General features: G+C 58.1%; 17 protein-coding genes. 10 read left to right on the top strand and 7 right to left on the bottom strand.

What is annotated here, in order from left to right; genetic code table 11:
• The first annotated feature begins 22 nt into the window (after positions 1 to 22).
• From folE2 to VRY85_RS08805, 6 genes are all read left to right on the top strand, one after another.
• Positions 23 to 841, top strand: coding sequence for a GTP cyclohydrolase FolE2 (gene folE2, locus VRY85_RS08780; protein WP_414598205.1), 819 nt, complete (start codon positions 23 to 25; stop codon positions 839 to 841).
• 173 nt (positions 842 to 1,014) lie between these two features.
• Positions 1,015 to 1,389 carry a 30S ribosomal protein S6 gene (gene rpsF / locus VRY85_RS08785; RefSeq protein WP_414598206.1) on the top strand — a complete coding sequence of 125 codons (375 nt, stop codon included), beginning with the start codon at positions 1,015 to 1,017 and terminating at the stop codon, positions 1,387 to 1,389.
• A 22-nt stretch (positions 1,390 to 1,411) separates the two neighbouring features.
• The gene (gene priB / locus VRY85_RS08790; protein WP_414598207.1) at positions 1,412 to 1,729 is read left to right on the top strand and encodes a primosomal replication protein N; all 318 of its coding nucleotides are present in this window, start codon (positions 1,412 to 1,414) and stop codon (positions 1,727 to 1,729) included.
• 86 nt (positions 1,730 to 1,815) lie between these two features.
• On the top strand, positions 1,816 to 2,091 hold the full coding sequence (gene rpsR, locus VRY85_RS08795; protein WP_414598208.1) for a 30S ribosomal protein S18: 276 nt from the start codon (positions 1,816 to 1,818) through the stop codon (positions 2,089 to 2,091).
• Between the two features lie 16 nt (positions 2,092 to 2,107).
• Positions 2,108 to 2,563, top strand: a complete 456-nt coding sequence (rplI, locus tag VRY85_RS08800; RefSeq protein ID WP_414598209.1) for a 50S ribosomal protein L9 — start codon at positions 2,108 to 2,110, stop codon at positions 2,561 to 2,563.
• 199 nt (positions 2,564 to 2,762) lie between these two features.
• Positions 2,763 to 4,127: a replicative DNA helicase gene (locus VRY85_RS08805; protein WP_414598210.1), complete on the top strand. Its 1,365-nt coding sequence runs from the start codon at positions 2,763 to 2,765 to the stop codon at positions 4,125 to 4,127.
• A gap of 44 nt (positions 4,128 to 4,171) precedes the next feature.
• On the opposite strand, the gene pdxA is transcribed toward VRY85_RS08805, so the two are convergent.
• From pdxA to VRY85_RS08825, 4 genes are read right to left on the bottom strand one after another with little or no spacing between them, the layout of a single operon-like run.
• On the bottom strand, positions 4,172 to 5,170 hold the full coding sequence (gene pdxA / locus VRY85_RS08810) for a 4-hydroxythreonine-4-phosphate dehydrogenase PdxA (protein ID WP_414598211.1): 999 nt from the start codon (positions 5,168 to 5,170) through the stop codon (positions 4,172 to 4,174).
• Positions 5,171 to 5,181: 11 nt separating this feature from the next.
• Entirely contained in the window at positions 5,182 to 7,005 is a 1,824-nt protein-coding gene (locus VRY85_RS08815; protein WP_414598212.1) for a PhoH family protein, read from the bottom strand.
• Between the two features lie 36 nt (positions 7,006 to 7,041).
• Positions 7,042 to 7,503 carry a peroxiredoxin gene (locus VRY85_RS08820; protein ID WP_414598213.1) on the bottom strand — a complete coding sequence of 154 codons (462 nt, stop codon included), beginning with the start codon at positions 7,501 to 7,503 and terminating at the stop codon, positions 7,042 to 7,044.
• The gene (locus VRY85_RS08825) at positions 7,503 to 7,946 is read right to left on the bottom strand and encodes an Mth938-like domain-containing protein (RefSeq protein WP_414598214.1); all 444 of its coding nucleotides are present in this window, start codon (positions 7,944 to 7,946) and stop codon (positions 7,503 to 7,505) included. Before VRY85_RS08825 ends, VRY85_RS08820 begins: the two co-directional genes overlap by 1 nt.
• A gap of 266 nt (positions 7,947 to 8,212) precedes the next feature.
• On the opposite strand from VRY85_RS08825, the gene alaC reads away from it, so the two are divergent.
• Genes alaC through VRY85_RS08845 form a run of 4 tightly spaced genes read left to right on the top strand, consistent with a single transcriptional unit; the run spans position 8,213 to position 12,575 of the window.
• Positions 8,213 to 9,400 (top strand): alanine transaminase, encoded by a 1,188-nt coding sequence (gene alaC / locus VRY85_RS08830; protein WP_414598215.1) that lies wholly within the window; start codon positions 8,213 to 8,215, stop codon positions 9,398 to 9,400.
• Positions 9,397 to 10,749, top strand: a complete 1,353-nt coding sequence (locus VRY85_RS08835; RefSeq protein ID WP_414598216.1) for a homoserine dehydrogenase — start codon at positions 9,397 to 9,399, stop codon at positions 10,747 to 10,749. The genes alaC and VRY85_RS08835 overlap by 4 nt, the downstream gene beginning before the upstream one ends.
• On the top strand, positions 10,746 to 12,176 hold the full coding sequence (thrC, locus tag VRY85_RS08840) for a threonine synthase (RefSeq protein ID WP_414598217.1): 1,431 nt from the start codon (positions 10,746 to 10,748) through the stop codon (positions 12,174 to 12,176). Before VRY85_RS08835 ends, thrC begins: the two co-directional genes overlap by 4 nt.
• Positions 12,177 to 12,185: 9 nt before the next feature.
• Positions 12,186 to 12,575, top strand: coding sequence for a CrcB family protein (locus VRY85_RS08845; protein ID WP_414598218.1), 390 nt, complete (start codon positions 12,186 to 12,188; stop codon positions 12,573 to 12,575).
• Here VRY85_RS08845 and hpnE read toward each other — a convergent pair.
• From hpnE to hpnC, 3 genes are read right to left on the bottom strand one after another with little or no spacing between them, the layout of a single operon-like run.
• A complete protein-coding gene (gene hpnE, locus VRY85_RS08850; protein ID WP_414598219.1) occupies positions 12,547 to 13,959 on the bottom strand; it encodes a hydroxysqualene dehydroxylase HpnE in 1,413 nt (470 codons plus the stop codon). The genes VRY85_RS08845 and hpnE overlap by 29 nt on opposite strands.
• Positions 13,932 to 14,795 carry a presqualene diphosphate synthase HpnD gene (hpnD, locus tag VRY85_RS08855; protein WP_414598220.1) on the bottom strand — a complete coding sequence of 288 codons (864 nt, stop codon included), beginning with the start codon at positions 14,793 to 14,795 and terminating at the stop codon, positions 13,932 to 13,934. Before hpnD ends, hpnE begins: the two co-directional genes overlap by 28 nt.
• Positions 14,796 to 15,659: a squalene synthase HpnC gene (hpnC, locus tag VRY85_RS08860; RefSeq protein ID WP_414598221.1), complete on the bottom strand. Its 864-nt coding sequence runs from the start codon at positions 15,657 to 15,659 to the stop codon at positions 14,796 to 14,798.
• Between the last annotated feature and the right edge of the window lie 11 nt (positions 15,660 to 15,670).

A 15,670-nucleotide genomic window follows, 5' to 3' on the forward strand; every position in this document is an offset into this window, starting at 1 on the left:
GCTTGAGGAATAGAGAATCAAAATGAACACAGTTATCGATCCTGTCGTTGCTATGCCCGATGTGCAAAGCAGCGTGGATACGCGCCATATCCCCATCCAGCGTGTAGGTGTGAAGGGCGTTAAACATCCAATGATGATTGCTGCGGGCGATGAGGTTCTGCCCACGGTGGCCGATTGGGAGCTCACTGTTGCTTTGCCCGCGCACGAGAAAGGCACCCATATGTCGCGTTTTGTGGCCTTGCTGGATGCCTACCGTCGCAAGCCTATGACGCCCGTCTTGTTTGGTGAAATGGGCCAGGAAATGCTGACTCTGCTGGATGCCGAGCAAGGCGACATGCAAGCCCGTTTCGCCTATTTTCTGGAAAAAGTGGCGCCAGTGTCCGAGGTGAGCAGCCTGATGGATTACGAAGTGTCATGGAAATGCATGGCAAAGCGTAACCCAGTGGCGGGTGAGCCGGGCGCAGAATTCGAGCTTCAGGTATTGGTGCCGGTGACCAGCTTGTGCCCATGCTCCAAAGCCATTTCAGAATACGGCGCGCATAACCAGCGTTCCCATGTTACCGTCACTGCGCGATTCAGCGACGCCGCCCTGGTCGATGTAAACGCCATCATCCGCAGTGTCGAGGCCCAGGCCTCTTGTGAACTGTGGGGCCTGCTCAAGCGTGCTGACGAGAAATTCGTGACAGAACGGGCTTACGAAAACCCCAAGTTTGTTGAAGATCTGGTGCGCGACGTGGCCGTGGCTGTGCGCGACATGCCTGGAGTGCTCACTTATCGCATTGAAGCCGAGAATTTCGAATCCATTCACAATCATTCCGCTTACGCGGAAGTGACGGGTTAGCCACGCTTCAGCGGTAGGTTTACGCCTGTGGCTTAACATTGCCCAGGCTGTCATGCTAGAATGCTACGTTTCTTTGCTCGACTTGGCCGGTTTTTGGCTGGGCGGGCTGAGTTTCCGACGAGAGGGCTTAACACCAAGCCTTCTTTGGAATCATCCACAAGGAGTTATTACCTATGCGCCACTACGAAGTAGTGTTTATCGTGCATCCCGATCAAAGCGAGCAAGTGCCTGCCATGATCGAGCGCTATTCCGCCCAGATCACCGGCGGCGAAGGCGTTATTCACCGTGTTGAAGACTGGGGTCGCCGTCAACTGGCTTACCCTATTCAGAAGCTGGTTAAGGCCCACTACGTGTGCATGAATATCGAATGCGGTCAGACCGTTCTCGATGAGCTCGAGCACGCATTCCGCTACAACGACGCCATTCTTCGCCACATGACCCTCAAGACCAAGAAGGCCCCCGCTGGTCCTTCCGTCATGATGAAGACTGTGGAACGCGAAGAAGCACGCAAGGCGAACGCCGAAGCGGCGAGCGCACAGTCGGAATAAACGGCTGACTGGGCTGCCTGGCGTGAACCGGGTTTTACTGACGGCCTCGGTCGTCGAACTCCAGCCACTCAGGTATACCCCCGCTGGCGTAGCTGCTCTGGAACTCACCCTCGAACACGAGTCGGAAGTCCAGGAAGCAGGGCAGGCCCGCCGTGTTAATTTTCAGGCACGGGCCATCGCTCTCGGAGACACCGCCCATCTACTGGTCGATACCCCGTTGGGGGCTAGGCTGGAATTGGAAGGTTTTCTCGCCGCAACGCGCAAGGGTTCAGGCAGGCTTGTCCTGCATATCCAGAAGGCAAAGCGTTCATTCTCCGGCAGTGGCAACACAGTCGTGTAGCAGTAACAAATTAGATGCTCGAGCCTGTCGCTCGATGTACGTAGAAACATACCGGGCCCGGCCCGGAAATCCAAGAGGCACATACCATGGCTTTCTCCAGAAAAGGTAAGGACAGAAAACGTAGGTTTTCCCAACAGAATCCGCTGTTCAAGCGCCGCAAATTCTGCCGTTTCACGGCAGCTGGCGTTGAAGAAATCGACTACAAGGATCTCGACACCCTGCGCGATTTCATCCAGGAAAACGGAAAGATCATTCCTGCGCGCCTGACAGGCACCAAGGCTCACTATCAGCGTCAGCTGGACACCGCTGTCAAGCGTGCCCGTTTCCTGGCTCTGCTGCCTTACACCGACAACCACAACTAATTCGGGGCCTATAGTCATGCAAGTCATTCTGCTTGAAAAAGTCGCCAATCTGGGCAACCTTGGCGATGTCGTGCGTGTGCGCGACGGTTTTGCCCGCAATTATCTGATCCCTCAAAAGATCGCCCGCCGTGCAACTGAATCTGCTTTGCAGGAATTCGAAGCGCGCCGTGCTGAACTCGAAAAGGCTCAGGTTGAGAAGCTGGCCGCTGCAGAAGCTGTGGCCGCCAAACTGGGCGATTACACCCTGACCCTGACTGAAAAGGCGGGTGTAGATGGCCGTCTGTTCGGTTCAGTCGGCAATATCGATATCGCTGCTGGCTTGGTTAAGGCGGGTTTCGATACCATCGTCAAGACGCAAGTTCGTCTGCCCGAAGGCGCACTGAAGGCAGTGGGCGAATACCCCGTCAGCATCGTTCTGCATCCTGACGTCGCCGTCGAAATCAACGTGGTGATTCAGGGCGAAATGGCCTAATTAGGCATACGCTCCGCGTGGTACATTCTGTTTAACCGGGTGTACCACGTACTTCCACGCGAAAGCCGGTGCAAACCGGCTTTTCTTTTTTGCCGTTCGTCCGGCGCTGCGCCGCCGGCCCCTTGCGGGCGGCGCACGCTTTTCCAACCAAACAGGACACTAAAGCGACCTTCAGGAGTCTTAGTTGGACAATGCTCTCATGCAAAGCGATCCGCAACTGGATTATCTGCGGATTCCCCCCCATTCGATCGAGGCCGAACAATCGGTGCTGGGCGGGCTGTTGTTGGATAATGCCGCATTCGACCGAGTCAGCGATGTGTTGGCCGAAGACGACTTCTATCGTTATGACCACCGCCTGATCTGGCAGCACATTTCTCGCCTTATCAACCTGTCGCGTCCTGCCGACGTTGTGACGGTGCACGAATCGCTGGCCACCAGCGGCAAGGGTGAAGAAATCGGCGGGCTGGCTTACCTGAACGCCCTGGCGCACAACACACCGTCGGCGGCTAATATCCGTCGCTATGCTGAAATCGTGCGCGAGCGTTCAATGCTGCGCAAGCTGGTTACCATTGCCGATGAAATCTCGGCTGCCGCATTCAACCCGCAAGGTAAAGAAGCGCGGCAATTACTAGATGAAGCAGAGTCCAAAGTCTTCCAAATCGCCCAGGAGGGCGCTAAGGGCAGTAAGGGTTTTCAGGAAATCCAGCCGCTGTTGGCGCAGGTGGTGGAACGGATCGACGAACTCTATCATCGTGAAGGCGACTCTGACGTTACCGGTGTGCCCACGGGGTTTTCTGACCTCGACCGCATGACATCCGGGCTGCAGCCGGGTGACTTGGTGATTGTTGCTGGCCGCCCCTCTATGGGGAAAACCTCTTTCTCCATGAATATCGGTGAATACGTCGCTATTGAGCAAGGGCTGCCTGTTGCGGTGTTTTCCATGGAAATGGGGGCGGTGCAGCTTGCGCAGCGAATTATTGGTTCGGTGGGCTTGTTGGATCAGCACCGCATGCGTACCGGTAAATTGACAGCCGAAGATTGGCCGCGCCTGACACATGCCGTGCAGCGCGTTCAAGAAGCCCAGTTGTACATTGATGAGACCCCAGCCTTGTCGCCCAACGAGGTGCGCGCCCGTGCGCGACGCTTGGCACGGCAATGCGGCCAACTCGGGCTCATTATCATCGACTACTTGCAGTTGATGTCGGGCAGTGGCGGGGGCGAAAACCGTGCGACCGAAATTTCTGAAATTAGCCGCTCGCTGAAAGCGTTGGCTAAGGAACTGAACTGCCCATTAGTGGCGCTATCGCAGCTTAACCGCAGCTTGGAACAGCGCCCCAATAAGCGCCCGGTGATGAGCGATTTGCGGGAATCCGGCGCGATTGAGCAGGACGCCGACGTGATTCTGTTCATTTACCGGGACGAAGTCTATAACCCGGATTCCCCAGATAAAGGCACGGCGGAAATCATTATCGGCAAGCAGCGTAACGGCCCCATTGGCACCGTGCGCCTGACCTTCCAAGGTTCGAGCACCCGCTTCCTGAACTTCACCTCGACAATGAGCTGATCGGTCTGTTATGGGGCGGTGCGCCTATGCGCAAGCCCGGCACTTCAGGGCTGCGTCATGGCCAGGGCGGTTTCGTAAGCCGTACGTAGGGAAGCCGGGTCAGCAATACCTTGCCCGGCGATGGAATAGGCGGTGCCGTGGTCCACACTGGTACGGATGAAGGGTAGGCCGACCGTGACGTTGACGCCTTGTTCTACACCAAGATATTTGACGGGAATCAGCCCCTGGTCGTGATATTGCGCCACAACGATGTCGAATTCGCCCATGCGGGCGCGCATGAACACGGTGTCGCCGGGCCAGGGCCCACTGACATCCAGCCCTTCGGCACGAGCCGCCTCAATGGCCGGGCTGATGATTTCGATTTCTTCGCGCCCGAAGCGGCCGTCTTCTCCAGCATGTGGGTTCAGGCCTGCAACTGCAATGCGTGGCCGTTGCAGCCCCGCCTGGCGGCAGGCGATATCGGCCAGCCGTATGGTGTCGAGTTCAGACTCAAACGTGATAAGGCCGGGCACATCGGCTAGCGCTACATGAATGGTGACCAGCAGCACGCGTAGTTCGGGGTTGGCCAACATCATGGCGAAGCGGCTGGTGCCGCTGCGCTCAGCCAGGATTTCCGTATGGCCGGGGTAGTCTACCCCACCCATCTGCATGGCTTTTTTATTCAAAGGCGCCGTAACAATAGCGCGGATGCGCTGCGCCATGGCGTTGTCAATGGCGTGGCACAGGTACTCATACGCGCCGCGACCCGCTTCGGCCTGAGCCTGACCCATGGGCAGGTTGTCGGGCAGAGGCTGCCAGCGGTTCAGTACAGGAATGATGCTGGGGTCGCTGGGGCAGGCTTCCGGTTCGCTGATGATTTCCACCCGCAACAGAGCGTCCAGCCCCAGCTTGCTGACCGTATTCTGCATGACACCGACATCGCCATACACAATGGAGGGTTCGGGCAGGCCGGCGGCAAAGGCTTTGACGATGATTTCCGGCCCGATGCCCGCCGCATCTCCCATCGTGAAACCCACAGGCAGCTGGTGTTTCTTGCGAACCATGGCAACCTCTCCTATAGGGCTTCGCTGGCGTAGTCGGCCAGACGGGAACGTTCGCCGCGCTGCAAGGTAATGTGCCCAGCGTGCGGCCAGCCTTTAAAGCGATCGACGACATAGGTGAGCCCGGAACTGCCCTCGGTGAGATAGGGGGTGTCAATCTGGGCGATATTGCCCAGACAGACGATTTTGGTACCGGGGCCGGCACGCGTGACCAGGGTTTTCATCTGCTTGGGCGTGAGGTTCTGGGCCTCGTCGATGATTAGGTATTTATTCAGGAAAGTCCGGCCCCGCATGAAGTTCAGCGATTTCACCTTGATGCGCGAGCGTATGAGTTCCAGGGTGGATTGCTTGTTCCAGTCGGCTGTGCCGGAGTCGCTGGCCAGGTCGTGGCGGCCAGCACCCAGATGCAAGACTTCCAGATTGTCTTCCAGGGCGCCCATCCAAGGGGCCATTTTTTCTTCTTCAGTGCCGGGTAGAAAGCCGATGTCGTCGCCCACCGGCACGGTCGCGCGTGTGATGATGATTTCGCTGTAGCGGTTGCTTTCCAGGGTTTGCGCCAGACCGGCGGCCAGCGCCAACAGTGTTTTGCCCGTGCCTGCCTGACCCAGCAGCGAAACAAAATCGCAGTCCGGATTCATTAACAGGTTGAGAGCAAAATTCTGCTCACGATTACGGGCGGTAATGCCCCATACGCTGTTGCGACCGTGGCTGTGATCACGCAGGGTGGACAGCACGGCAGACTTGCCGCTGACTTCACGTACCTGGGCTTGCAGAGGCATGTCGCCTTCCAGGTAGACGAACTGGTTGACCAGGAACTCGCTGCACAGCGGCCCCCTGATGCGGTAGTAGGTCACACCGCTTTGCTGCCAGGACTCAACATCCTTGCCGTGCTTGAGCCAGAAGTTTTCCGGCAAAGGCATCACGCCGTCGTAAAGCAGATCGGAGTCGTCTAACACCCGGTCATTGCGGTAGTCTTCGGCTTCCATGCCCAGGGCGCGGGCTTTGAGACGGATGTTAATGTCTTTGGAAACCAGCACAACCGTGCGTTTGGGGTATTGAGCCTTCAAGGCATTGACCACCCCGAGAATGACGTGGTCGGCCTTGCCCACCGGCAGCTCTATGGGCAAAGAGATATCCAGGGCGGACGTTTGTAGGAGCAACTGGCCGAGCGCTTCCTGGTTGCCCAGGATATCGAGGTTGGCGCCTTTTTCTAGATCGGCGGTCTCGGTGACCAGGGCGTCGAGGAAACGGCTGACCTGGCGCGCATTGCGGGCGACTTCCGACATCCCCTTTTTATGATGATCGAGCTCTTCAAGCACGATCATTGGCAGGTAGATGTCGTGTTCCTCGAACTTGAACAAAGAATTGGAATCGTGCAGCAAGACGTTGGTGTCAAGCACGAAAAGCTTGCGCTGCGAGGCGGGCAGGCGAGCGCGTTTAGAGACGCGAGGGCTGCGTGCAGGTGGCTGGGTGGCGGCCGCCTGAGTTGTGGCGCTGGAGCTGACTACATCGGCCTGAGAGGCGTTCTCGACCGCCGATTCGATGGAAGTGGCAGGCGGTGTCGAACTGACGGGCGTGGCGGTTTTGGCCGCTGCGGTTTTTGGAGCGCTTGCTACAGCCTTTTTGGCGGCTGCTGTGGCTTTCACTGCGGTTTTAGCCGCTTGCTTCGCTGCGGTTTTCTTCACAGCCGTTTTCTTCACAGCCGTTTTTTTTGCGACGGTTTTGGTCGCCGCCTGTGCGGCGGGTGTGGCGTCTGCTGACGTTAACACCTCAACGGTACTGCTTTCTTCTTTGGTGACCCGGTCACCCATGCGACTGGGAAGTTTTGGTAAAGGCATGGCCTTGAGCTCCAATGAGTACGGCTTGGGGGCGGATCAGCTTTCGCGTACAGCCTGCAATACGGCATCAACGTGGCCGGGAACGCGCAAGCCGCGCCATTCGCGCAACAGCGTGCCATCGGCATTAATGAGAAAAGTGCTGCGCTCAATGCCGCGCACCTGCTTGCCATACATATTCTTCATTTTCATGACGCCAAACAGTTCGCACAAGGTTTCGTCGGGGTCGGAAATCAGCGCAAAAGGCAGCGCTTGCTTGGCACTGAAGTTTTCGTGCGATTTAAGCGAGTCGCGGGAGACCCCGATGATGCGCGCGCCAGCGGCGGTGAACTCTTCGTGGTGATCGCGAAAGCCCTGGGCTTGCGTGGTGCAACCCGGCGTGTTGTCTTTGGGGTAGAAGTACAGCACGGTCTTCTGACCCTTGAGCGACTCCAAAGAGATCTCGCCCTGCGTGGAGGCGGCGGTAAAAGAAGGAATCGGCTGTCCGACGGCAATCTGCATTATTCAGCGTCCTGTGGAGGTATAAGGGCGACGACAACGCGTCGGCCTTCTGACATGAGAATGTTGTAAGTACGCGCGGCGGCCGGGGTGGACATGGCTTCTACACCGATGCCCAGGCGCAGCAGCGGCGCAGTGATGGACTGGGGCAACAAGCAATGACGGCTGCCGGTGCCTATCAGTACGACTTCGGTGTCGGTGTTGGCAGTAGGCGGCGTGTCATCGAGAAACGCCATGGGGTCGGCGGCAGCCTCTTGGATGCCCGCAATTTCCCGCAACGCAGCAAGCGTGAGCTGTTTGATGTCGTCGATAGGCCAGGGATGTATCGGCCCTTCGGGGCCGAAGTGCAGTGGGTTCTGATAGGGTTGGCCGTTGATTTCGACGTAACCCGCACCGTAAGCGGTAATTGTGTTCAGTCCGGGGTTGGATTCTTTCTGTAATAGCAAGAGTGGCTCCCTGTGAGACGGTTCTGGAGGTATCCGCAGCACCTGCTGGCGGCTCAATCGGCCCAGAGCGTCCCGTGTGGTTCATCATAGCGCATGAGGGCGCACAGGGTACTGCGAAGCAGAGTGGCATCGTTTAAACTGGCACTATTTGCCGTCAACCTAGTCTTTACGCTAGATTAACGGGTTTGCTGCAGCGCAACCTGCGTGATTGGCATACGACTTTCCAATTTATATTTCCAACGCCCGTTTTCCCAATAAGGATCATCATGAGTACGTTTCCGCGCATCGAGCGCCTGCCTCCGTATGTTTTCAATATTACGGGCGAACTCAAGATGGCGGCGCGGCGGCGCGGAGAAGACATCATCGATATGTCGATGGGCAATCCCGACGGCGCCACGCCGCCGCATATCGTTGAAAAACTAATCGAAGCCGTCAACCGGCCTGACACGCACGGTTATTCGGTCTCCAAAGGCATTCCGCGCCTGCGTAAAGCAATTTCCGATTGGTACGCACGCCGCTATGACGTCCAGATCGACCCCGATTCCGAGGCCATTGTCACCATTGGTTCCAAAGAGGGGCTGGCGCACCTGATGCTGGCCACCCTCGATCGCGGTGACACCGTGCTGGTGCCCAACCCCAGCTATCCCATCCACATCTATGGGGCGGTGATTGCCGGAGCCAACATCCGTTCAGTGCCTATTGTTCCGGGGCTTGATTTTTTCGAAGAGATCGAGCGTGCGGTACGCGAAACCATTCCACCTCCCAAGATGATGATTCTGGGTTTCCCCAGCAATCCTACGGCCCAGTGTGTGGATCTGAACTTCTTCGAACGTTTGGTCGCGTTGGCTCGTGAACACAATATCTTGGTGGTTCATGACCTCGCCTATGCGGATATCACGTTCGACGGCTATGTTGCACCCTCCATCATGCAGGTTGAAGGCGCACGCGATGTTGCGGTGGAATTCTTCACCATGAGCAAGAGCTACAACATGGCGGGTTGGCGCGTAGGCTTTATGGTGGGCAACCAGAACTTGGTGAACGCGCTGGCGCGCATCAAGAGCTACCATGACTACGGAACGTTCACGCCGATCCAGGTGGCATCCATTGCTGCGCTGGAAGGCCCGCAAGACTGCGTGGCGGAAGTCGTTGCGCAGTACAAGAACCGCCGCGATGTGCTGGCCAAAGGGTTGTCAGAAGCCGGCTGGCCGGTCGATATTCCCAAGGCCTCCATGTATATCTGGGCGCGTATTCCCGAAGCTTACCGGGCGCTGGGTTCGCTGGAGTTTTCCAAACGCCTTCTGGCAGACGCCAAAGTCGCCGTGTCACCGGGTGTGGGTTTTGGCGAATATGGCGATGAATATGTGCGTTTTGCACTGATAGAAAACGAACAGCGCACACGGCAGGCAGTGCGTGGCATCAAGGATATGTTCCGCAAGGACGGTGTAGGTAAATGATCGCAGACAAGAAAAAACCCGGCAAAAAAGCGCGCAAGGCGACAGCACCCATCAGGGTTGGCTTGCTGGGCTTGGGTGTCGTCGGGGGCGGCACCTGGAAGGTGTTGCGCAACAACGCAGCGGAAATCGCCCGACGCGCCGGGCGCAGCATTGAGATCCGGGCGGTGGCAGTGCGCGACATTGAAAAAGCTCGCAAGCTGCTGGGTGACGAGAAAGTGAAAGTCACCACCGACGGTATGGAAATCGCCCGCGACCCCAAGATTGATGTGGTGGTGGAACTGATTGGCGGTGAAACCGCGGCGCGTGAATGGGTGATGGAAGCCATCCACCAAGGCAAGCATGTGGTAACCGCCAACAAGGCGCTGCTGGCTCTGCACGGCAATGAAATATTCGATGCCGCCGACGAGAATAACGTCATGGTGGCATTCGAAGCCGCCGTAGCGGGGGGTATCCCTATCATCAAGGCGATGCGTGAAGGCCTGAGCGCTAACCGCATCGATTGGATCGCCGGCATTATCAACGGTACAACCAACTTCATACTTTCCGAGATGCAGTCGCGCGGCGAGCCGTTCAACACCGTGCTGGCTGAAGCACAGCGTTTGGGTTATGCCGAAGCCGACCCCACCTTCGATATTGAAGGGGTGGATGCCGCTCACAAGCTGACGCTGCTGGCATCCATGGCCTTTGGTATTCCCGTGCAGTTTGATAAAGCCTGCATTGAAGGCATTTCCAAGCTGGAAGCGGAAGATATCCAACATGCCGCTCGTCTGGGCTACCGCATCAAGCTGCTGGGTATTGCCCGCCGTCGTGACGATGGCATCGAGCTGCGAGTTCACCCAACGTTAATCCGCATGAGCAGCCCCCTGGCGTCTGTGGACGGCGCCATGAATGCGGTGCTGGTGCATGGTGACATTGTCGGCCCGACGCTGTATTACGGCCAAGGTGCGGGCGAAATGCCGACGGCCTCCGCCGTGGTAGCTGATCTCGTCGATGTCGCCCGGCTTGAGTCGGCCGACCCCGAACACCGCGTACCATATCTGGCGTTTCAGCCCGATGCGGTCGAGGATATCCCCATTCTTGCAGCAGAAGATATCGAATCCGCCTACTACCTGCGCCTGCGGGTGGCGGACCGTCCCGGCGTGCTGGCTGATATTTCGCGCATTCTGGCTGAAGCCGGTATTTCTATCGGTTCCATGATTCAAGAACCCTATCAGGCCGACGAAGCCACCATTATCTTTCTGCTGCATCGGGCCCGTGAAGGCTCGGTCATGCAGGCTATTGAAAATATCCAGAAACTGCCCTTCGTGCGTTCGGAAGTCACCCGGCTGCGCGTCGAGGAACAGATATGAAATACATCTCTACGCGCGGGGGCATGTTGCCACAGCCCTTTTCCGACATCTTGCTGGAAGGTCTCGCACCGGACGGCGGGCTGGCCGTTCCGCAAACCATTCCCCAGGTCGACTCAGCAACACTGGAACAGTGGCGCAGCCTGAGCTATGCCGAATTGGCAGCGGAAATCCTTGGCTTGTTCATTAGCGACATTCCTCAGGAAGACTTGCGTCAGCTCACAGCCGCTGCATATAACCAGGATGTCTTTCCCGGCCCTCACATGGTGCCCATTAAGCCCTTGAAGGGCGGCATGAGTCTGCTGGGGCTGTCGGAAGGCCCGACACTGGCCTTCAAAGATATGGCCATGCAGTTCCTGGGCCAGGTATTCGAGTATGTGTTGGAACGCCGTGGCGCGACGCTCAATATTCTGGGTGCGACTTCGGGCGACACGGGCTCGGCGGCGGAGTATGCCATGCGCGGCAAACGTGGTGTGACGGTGTTCATGTTGTCGCCACAAGGGCGTATGAGCGCCTTCCAACGCGCGCAGATGTATTCGCTGCAAGACGCCAACATCCACAACATCGCCGTAGAGGGCGTGTTCGACGATTGCCAGGACATCGTCAAGGCGCTGGCCGGAGACCTGCAGTTCAAGAGCGATTATCGGCTGGGCGCCGTGAACTCCATCAATTGGGCGCGTATTGCGGCCCAGGTGGTGTACTACTTCTGGGGCTGGCTACGTGCCACAGAGCAAGGGCAAGCCAAAGAGGTGTCCTTCTGTGTGCCGTCAGGCAACTTCGGCAATATTCTGGCGGGCCACATCGCTCGCGAAATGGGCTTGCCCATCCGTCGCCTGGTGCTGGCAACCAACGAGAACAACGTTCTGGAAGAATTCTTCCGTACCGGCATCTATCGCCCGCGTTCTGCAGCACAGACGCACGCGACATCCAGTCCGTCCATGGACATTTCCAAGGCATCAAACTTTGAGCGCTTTGTGTTTGACCTGCTGGGCCGCGACCCTGAGCGCCTGCGCGAGCTTTGGCAGAACCTGGAAGCCCAAGGCCAGTTCGATCTCAGCCACCTGAAGCCGCAGTTCGAAGCGCGCTATGGCTTTGTATCGGGCACCAGCTCCCATGCGGATCGCCTGGCGACGATTAAGAAAGTGCAGCAAGAAACCGGCGTGCTGATCGACCCGCATACAGCCGATGGGGTCAAGGTGGCAGCCGATTACATCGAAGAGGGCGTACCCATGCTCGTGCTGGAAACCGCTCTGCCGGCGAAGTTTGCCGAAACGATATTGGAGGCGGTCGGTACCGAACCACCCGTGCCGGAACATCTTACCGGCCTGGCATCGTTGCCGCAGCGGGTGGTGAACATGGCGTGCGATGAACAAGAAGTACGGGATTACATTCGCCGGCACGCGCCTGTGGTGGGTTCAGAGACTTGCTGATTTTTAGCCGTGCTGACCTGGCCTAATGCGCTGGCGGTGTGTTTTGGCGCTTCTTTGGGAGCGCTGTGCCGCTGGCTGCTTGGGCTATGGCTGAACAGCCCGGGTGCGGCTTGGCCTTGGGGCACTTTGGTTGTGAATGTCGGCGGCGGCTATTTGATTGGTTTGTTGTTGGGGGGGGTGTCGGGCCAGCCGGATCTGCCTCTTTGGCTGAGGTTATTTCTGATAACCGGGTTTTTGGGTGGGATGACGACCTTTTCGGCTTTTTCTGGTGAAACGGTTGCTATGCTGATGCGCGGGGCGTATTTGTCTGCGGGTTCTTATGCTGCGGCCAGTTTGCTGGGGAGCCTGTTGGCAACCGGGTTGGGTTTTTTTACTGCGGCACGGCTGGCTGGCGGTTGAGTTCTCCTGCGGCTAATGCTGCATCCCGCCCACTGCGCACCGCGCCTTCCAGTACTCCCGGATAACCTGTATCCGTCCAATCGCCCGCCACCCACACTCCCGGCCACGGAGTGCGATGGCCCGGCCGTTTTAAACCGGGCACGGCAAGAAATGTTGCTCGCTTCTCCGCAATCAATGAATGGCGCACAATCGTCGGCAAAGCGGGGCCAGCCAACTGTTCTCGCAATTGCTCAACCATGCTCTTGATCGCCAACGGGCGCTCTTGCTGCAATAAATCGCCGGCGTCGCTTACTACCACATGCAGCATGCGTGAGGAGGCGTCCTGGCCCTGGAACAACCACTGGCCGTAATGACCACGCCGCCGGTCTTCGTGCAGCAGCAACATGGGGGCAGGTAATTTGAAGGTGTGTTCCAGTTCCAGCGTCAGCGTGGCAATGGGTGCGTGCTTAAACGCCAGCAGGTCGTCTAAAAATTCCTTGCCCCCATTGATGGGCGGCAAAGTACTCAGTAGCCGCGCCACTGACGGGGTATTACCGCAAAGCACAATGGCATCATAGATCTCCGGCCTGTCGTCCAGCGTCAATTGCGGCGGGTTGTCGACAGCCTTGGCGGCGTTGGCATAGCGCAGCCAGCGCACTGTGGTGGAACGCAGAATGTCCAGGCTGGCACCCGGTCTATCGGTCAGGCCGCCAGTTTGGGCAAGCTCTTCCACCCGCGCCGGCCATAGCTCGGATAAAGTGGTGCGGGGAATAAGCATGTCACTGAAACTGCGCCTGGATGCCCCCAGGCTGTCGCGCAACACATGAGCGAACAGCTGGGCGCAGGCGTGCTCCACAGGCGTGTTCAATGTGGCAATACATAATGGCGCCCACAGCAGGCGCTGCAATCGCGAGGGCTGCAGAGTCAGGGCCAGCCATTCTTGTACGGTGGCGTTGCGGGGCGTCTGCCAATTGTGGCTGCGCAGGTGGAGCATGGCGCGTAGCGCGGCTCGTTTTTCGCTCCAACTCAGTCCTTTGGCAGCCATCAGGCCGGCCATAATGTGTAACGGGGCAGGCAAACGGCCAGGCGCGCAAAACTCCAATGTGTTGTCGGCACTTGCTACGGATAACGGCAGCCGGATGAACTGCCGTTCTGGGGCCAGACCCAGGCTGCGCATCAACTCCAGGGTGGCTGTATAAGCACCCAGCAAAATATGCTGGCCGTTGTCGATATCGGCTTGCAAGGCCGGTGCATGTACGCTGCGAGCCCGCCCGCCCAACACGGCCGCCGACTCAAATAAACGTACTTGATGACCCTGTCGGACGGCAGTTACGGCGGCGCTTAAGCCGGCCCAGCCACCGCCCACAATGCCGATCTTCATCGTGAAAGTCGGCGCATCACCCATTGACCGCCGCCTACCCAGGTGCGCCAGGCCAACCACAGTTTGCGAATTGGCGTCAGAGAAATGCGCTGATCCAGAACGTGCCAGCCGTCGCGCTCGATTTCATCCAGCAAAGTCGCGTAAATGGCGGCCATCATGAGACCGGGCCGCTGCGGGCGGCGCTGTTCGGCCGGCAGAGCCTGCATGGCCGCCCGGTAATAGTCGCGGGCGCGCGTTGTCTGAAACCGCATGAGCTCAACAAAGCGGTCTGAATGCATGCCGTTCATGATTTCGGTGGGCTTGACGCCGAAACGATCCAAATCTTCCTGAGGAAGATAAATGCGGCCTCGCCGGGCGTCATCGCCCACATCGCGGATGATGTTGGTCAATTGGAAGGCCGTGCCCAGCTTGCGGGCGTAATCCAGCGTTTCAGGCGTAACTTGCCCGAAGATGCCTGCCGACATTTCCCCTACCACCCCGGCAGCATGCCAGCAGTATTTATCCAGCGCCTTCCAATCCGGGTAGCGGAGTTGATCAAGGTCCATTTCCATGCCCTCGATCACGGCATACAACTGCCTGTCCTGAATGTTGAACATCTCAACATGGGGCGCCAGCGCCTTCATGACGGGGTGTTCAGCCTGGCCACGGAACAGGGCGTCAACCTGGGTGCGCCACCAGGCCAGTTTCATGCGGGCGACGGAAGACTCCGTGCATTCATCTACGACGTCATCGACTTCGCGGCAGAAGGCATAGAGTGCGGTGATAGCGCGCCGCCGTTCCGGTGGCAGGAACAGAAAGGCGTAGTAAAAGCTGGAACCGCTGCGTGCGGCTTTGTCTTGGCAGTATTGGTCAGGAGTCATTTATTTGAAAAGGGCTCTCAACGCCATGCGCGGCCAATCAATGGTGCGCAAAACGGGACGTCGCTGGAATACGTCATAGTGTAATTGCTCCAAACGCTCTAGGATAAGCAGCCCGCCTTGTACGACGAGGCGCAGCTCCAAGCCGGCGCGCAGGGGCAGGCGGCGGGCCAGTGGCTTGCCTTCAAGCAAAAGCGCGCGCGCCTGTGAAACCTGTTCTTGCATCAAGGCTTGCCAAGCTTGGGCGTTAATGGCATTGTCGCCGTCATTCAGCAAGCGGCCGGCCTCTGCACATTGCCCCAACCAGTCTTCCGATACGCCATGGCGTTCGCGTTTGTCGCGTGGCAGATAGACCCTGCCTTTGTGCCAGTCCAGCGCTACATCTTGCCAGAAATTGGTCAGTTGCAGGCCGGTGCAGATGGCGTCAGAAAGCTTCAGGTTTTCTGGGTCGTGGCGTTCGTACAAGCGTAATAGCAGGCGGCCTACCGGATCGGCGGAGCGACGGCAGTAATCGAAAAGTTCTTTGTCGTTTTCATAGCGTTGCTTGACGACATCTTGCTCAAACGCTGAAAGCAGATCGCGCAACAACGAGGAGGGCAGGGCGTGACGGGCCATGGTCGCGCCTAACGGCACAAAAATCCGCGGGCGTGGCAGGGGCAGGTCGTTGGGTGAGCAGCCTTCCAGCACATCCAACCCGCGGCGAAACTCCGCCAGTTCGGCCAGCCGCTCTTCAGGCGTGGCATCGCCTTCGTCTGCAATATCGTCAGCGGTGCGGGCAAAGTAATAGATATCCCGCACGGCGGCGCGCAGCGCGCGGGGCAGCAACAGGGAAGCAACGGGGAAGTTTTCGTAGTGATCAACGGCCATGGCGAGCCAAG

The sequence above is a fragment of the Achromobacter sp. F4_2707 genome (assembly GCF_047501535.1).
In the GTDB taxonomy this organism is placed as follows: Bacteria; Pseudomonadota; Gammaproteobacteria; order Burkholderiales; family Burkholderiaceae_B; genus Yanghanlia.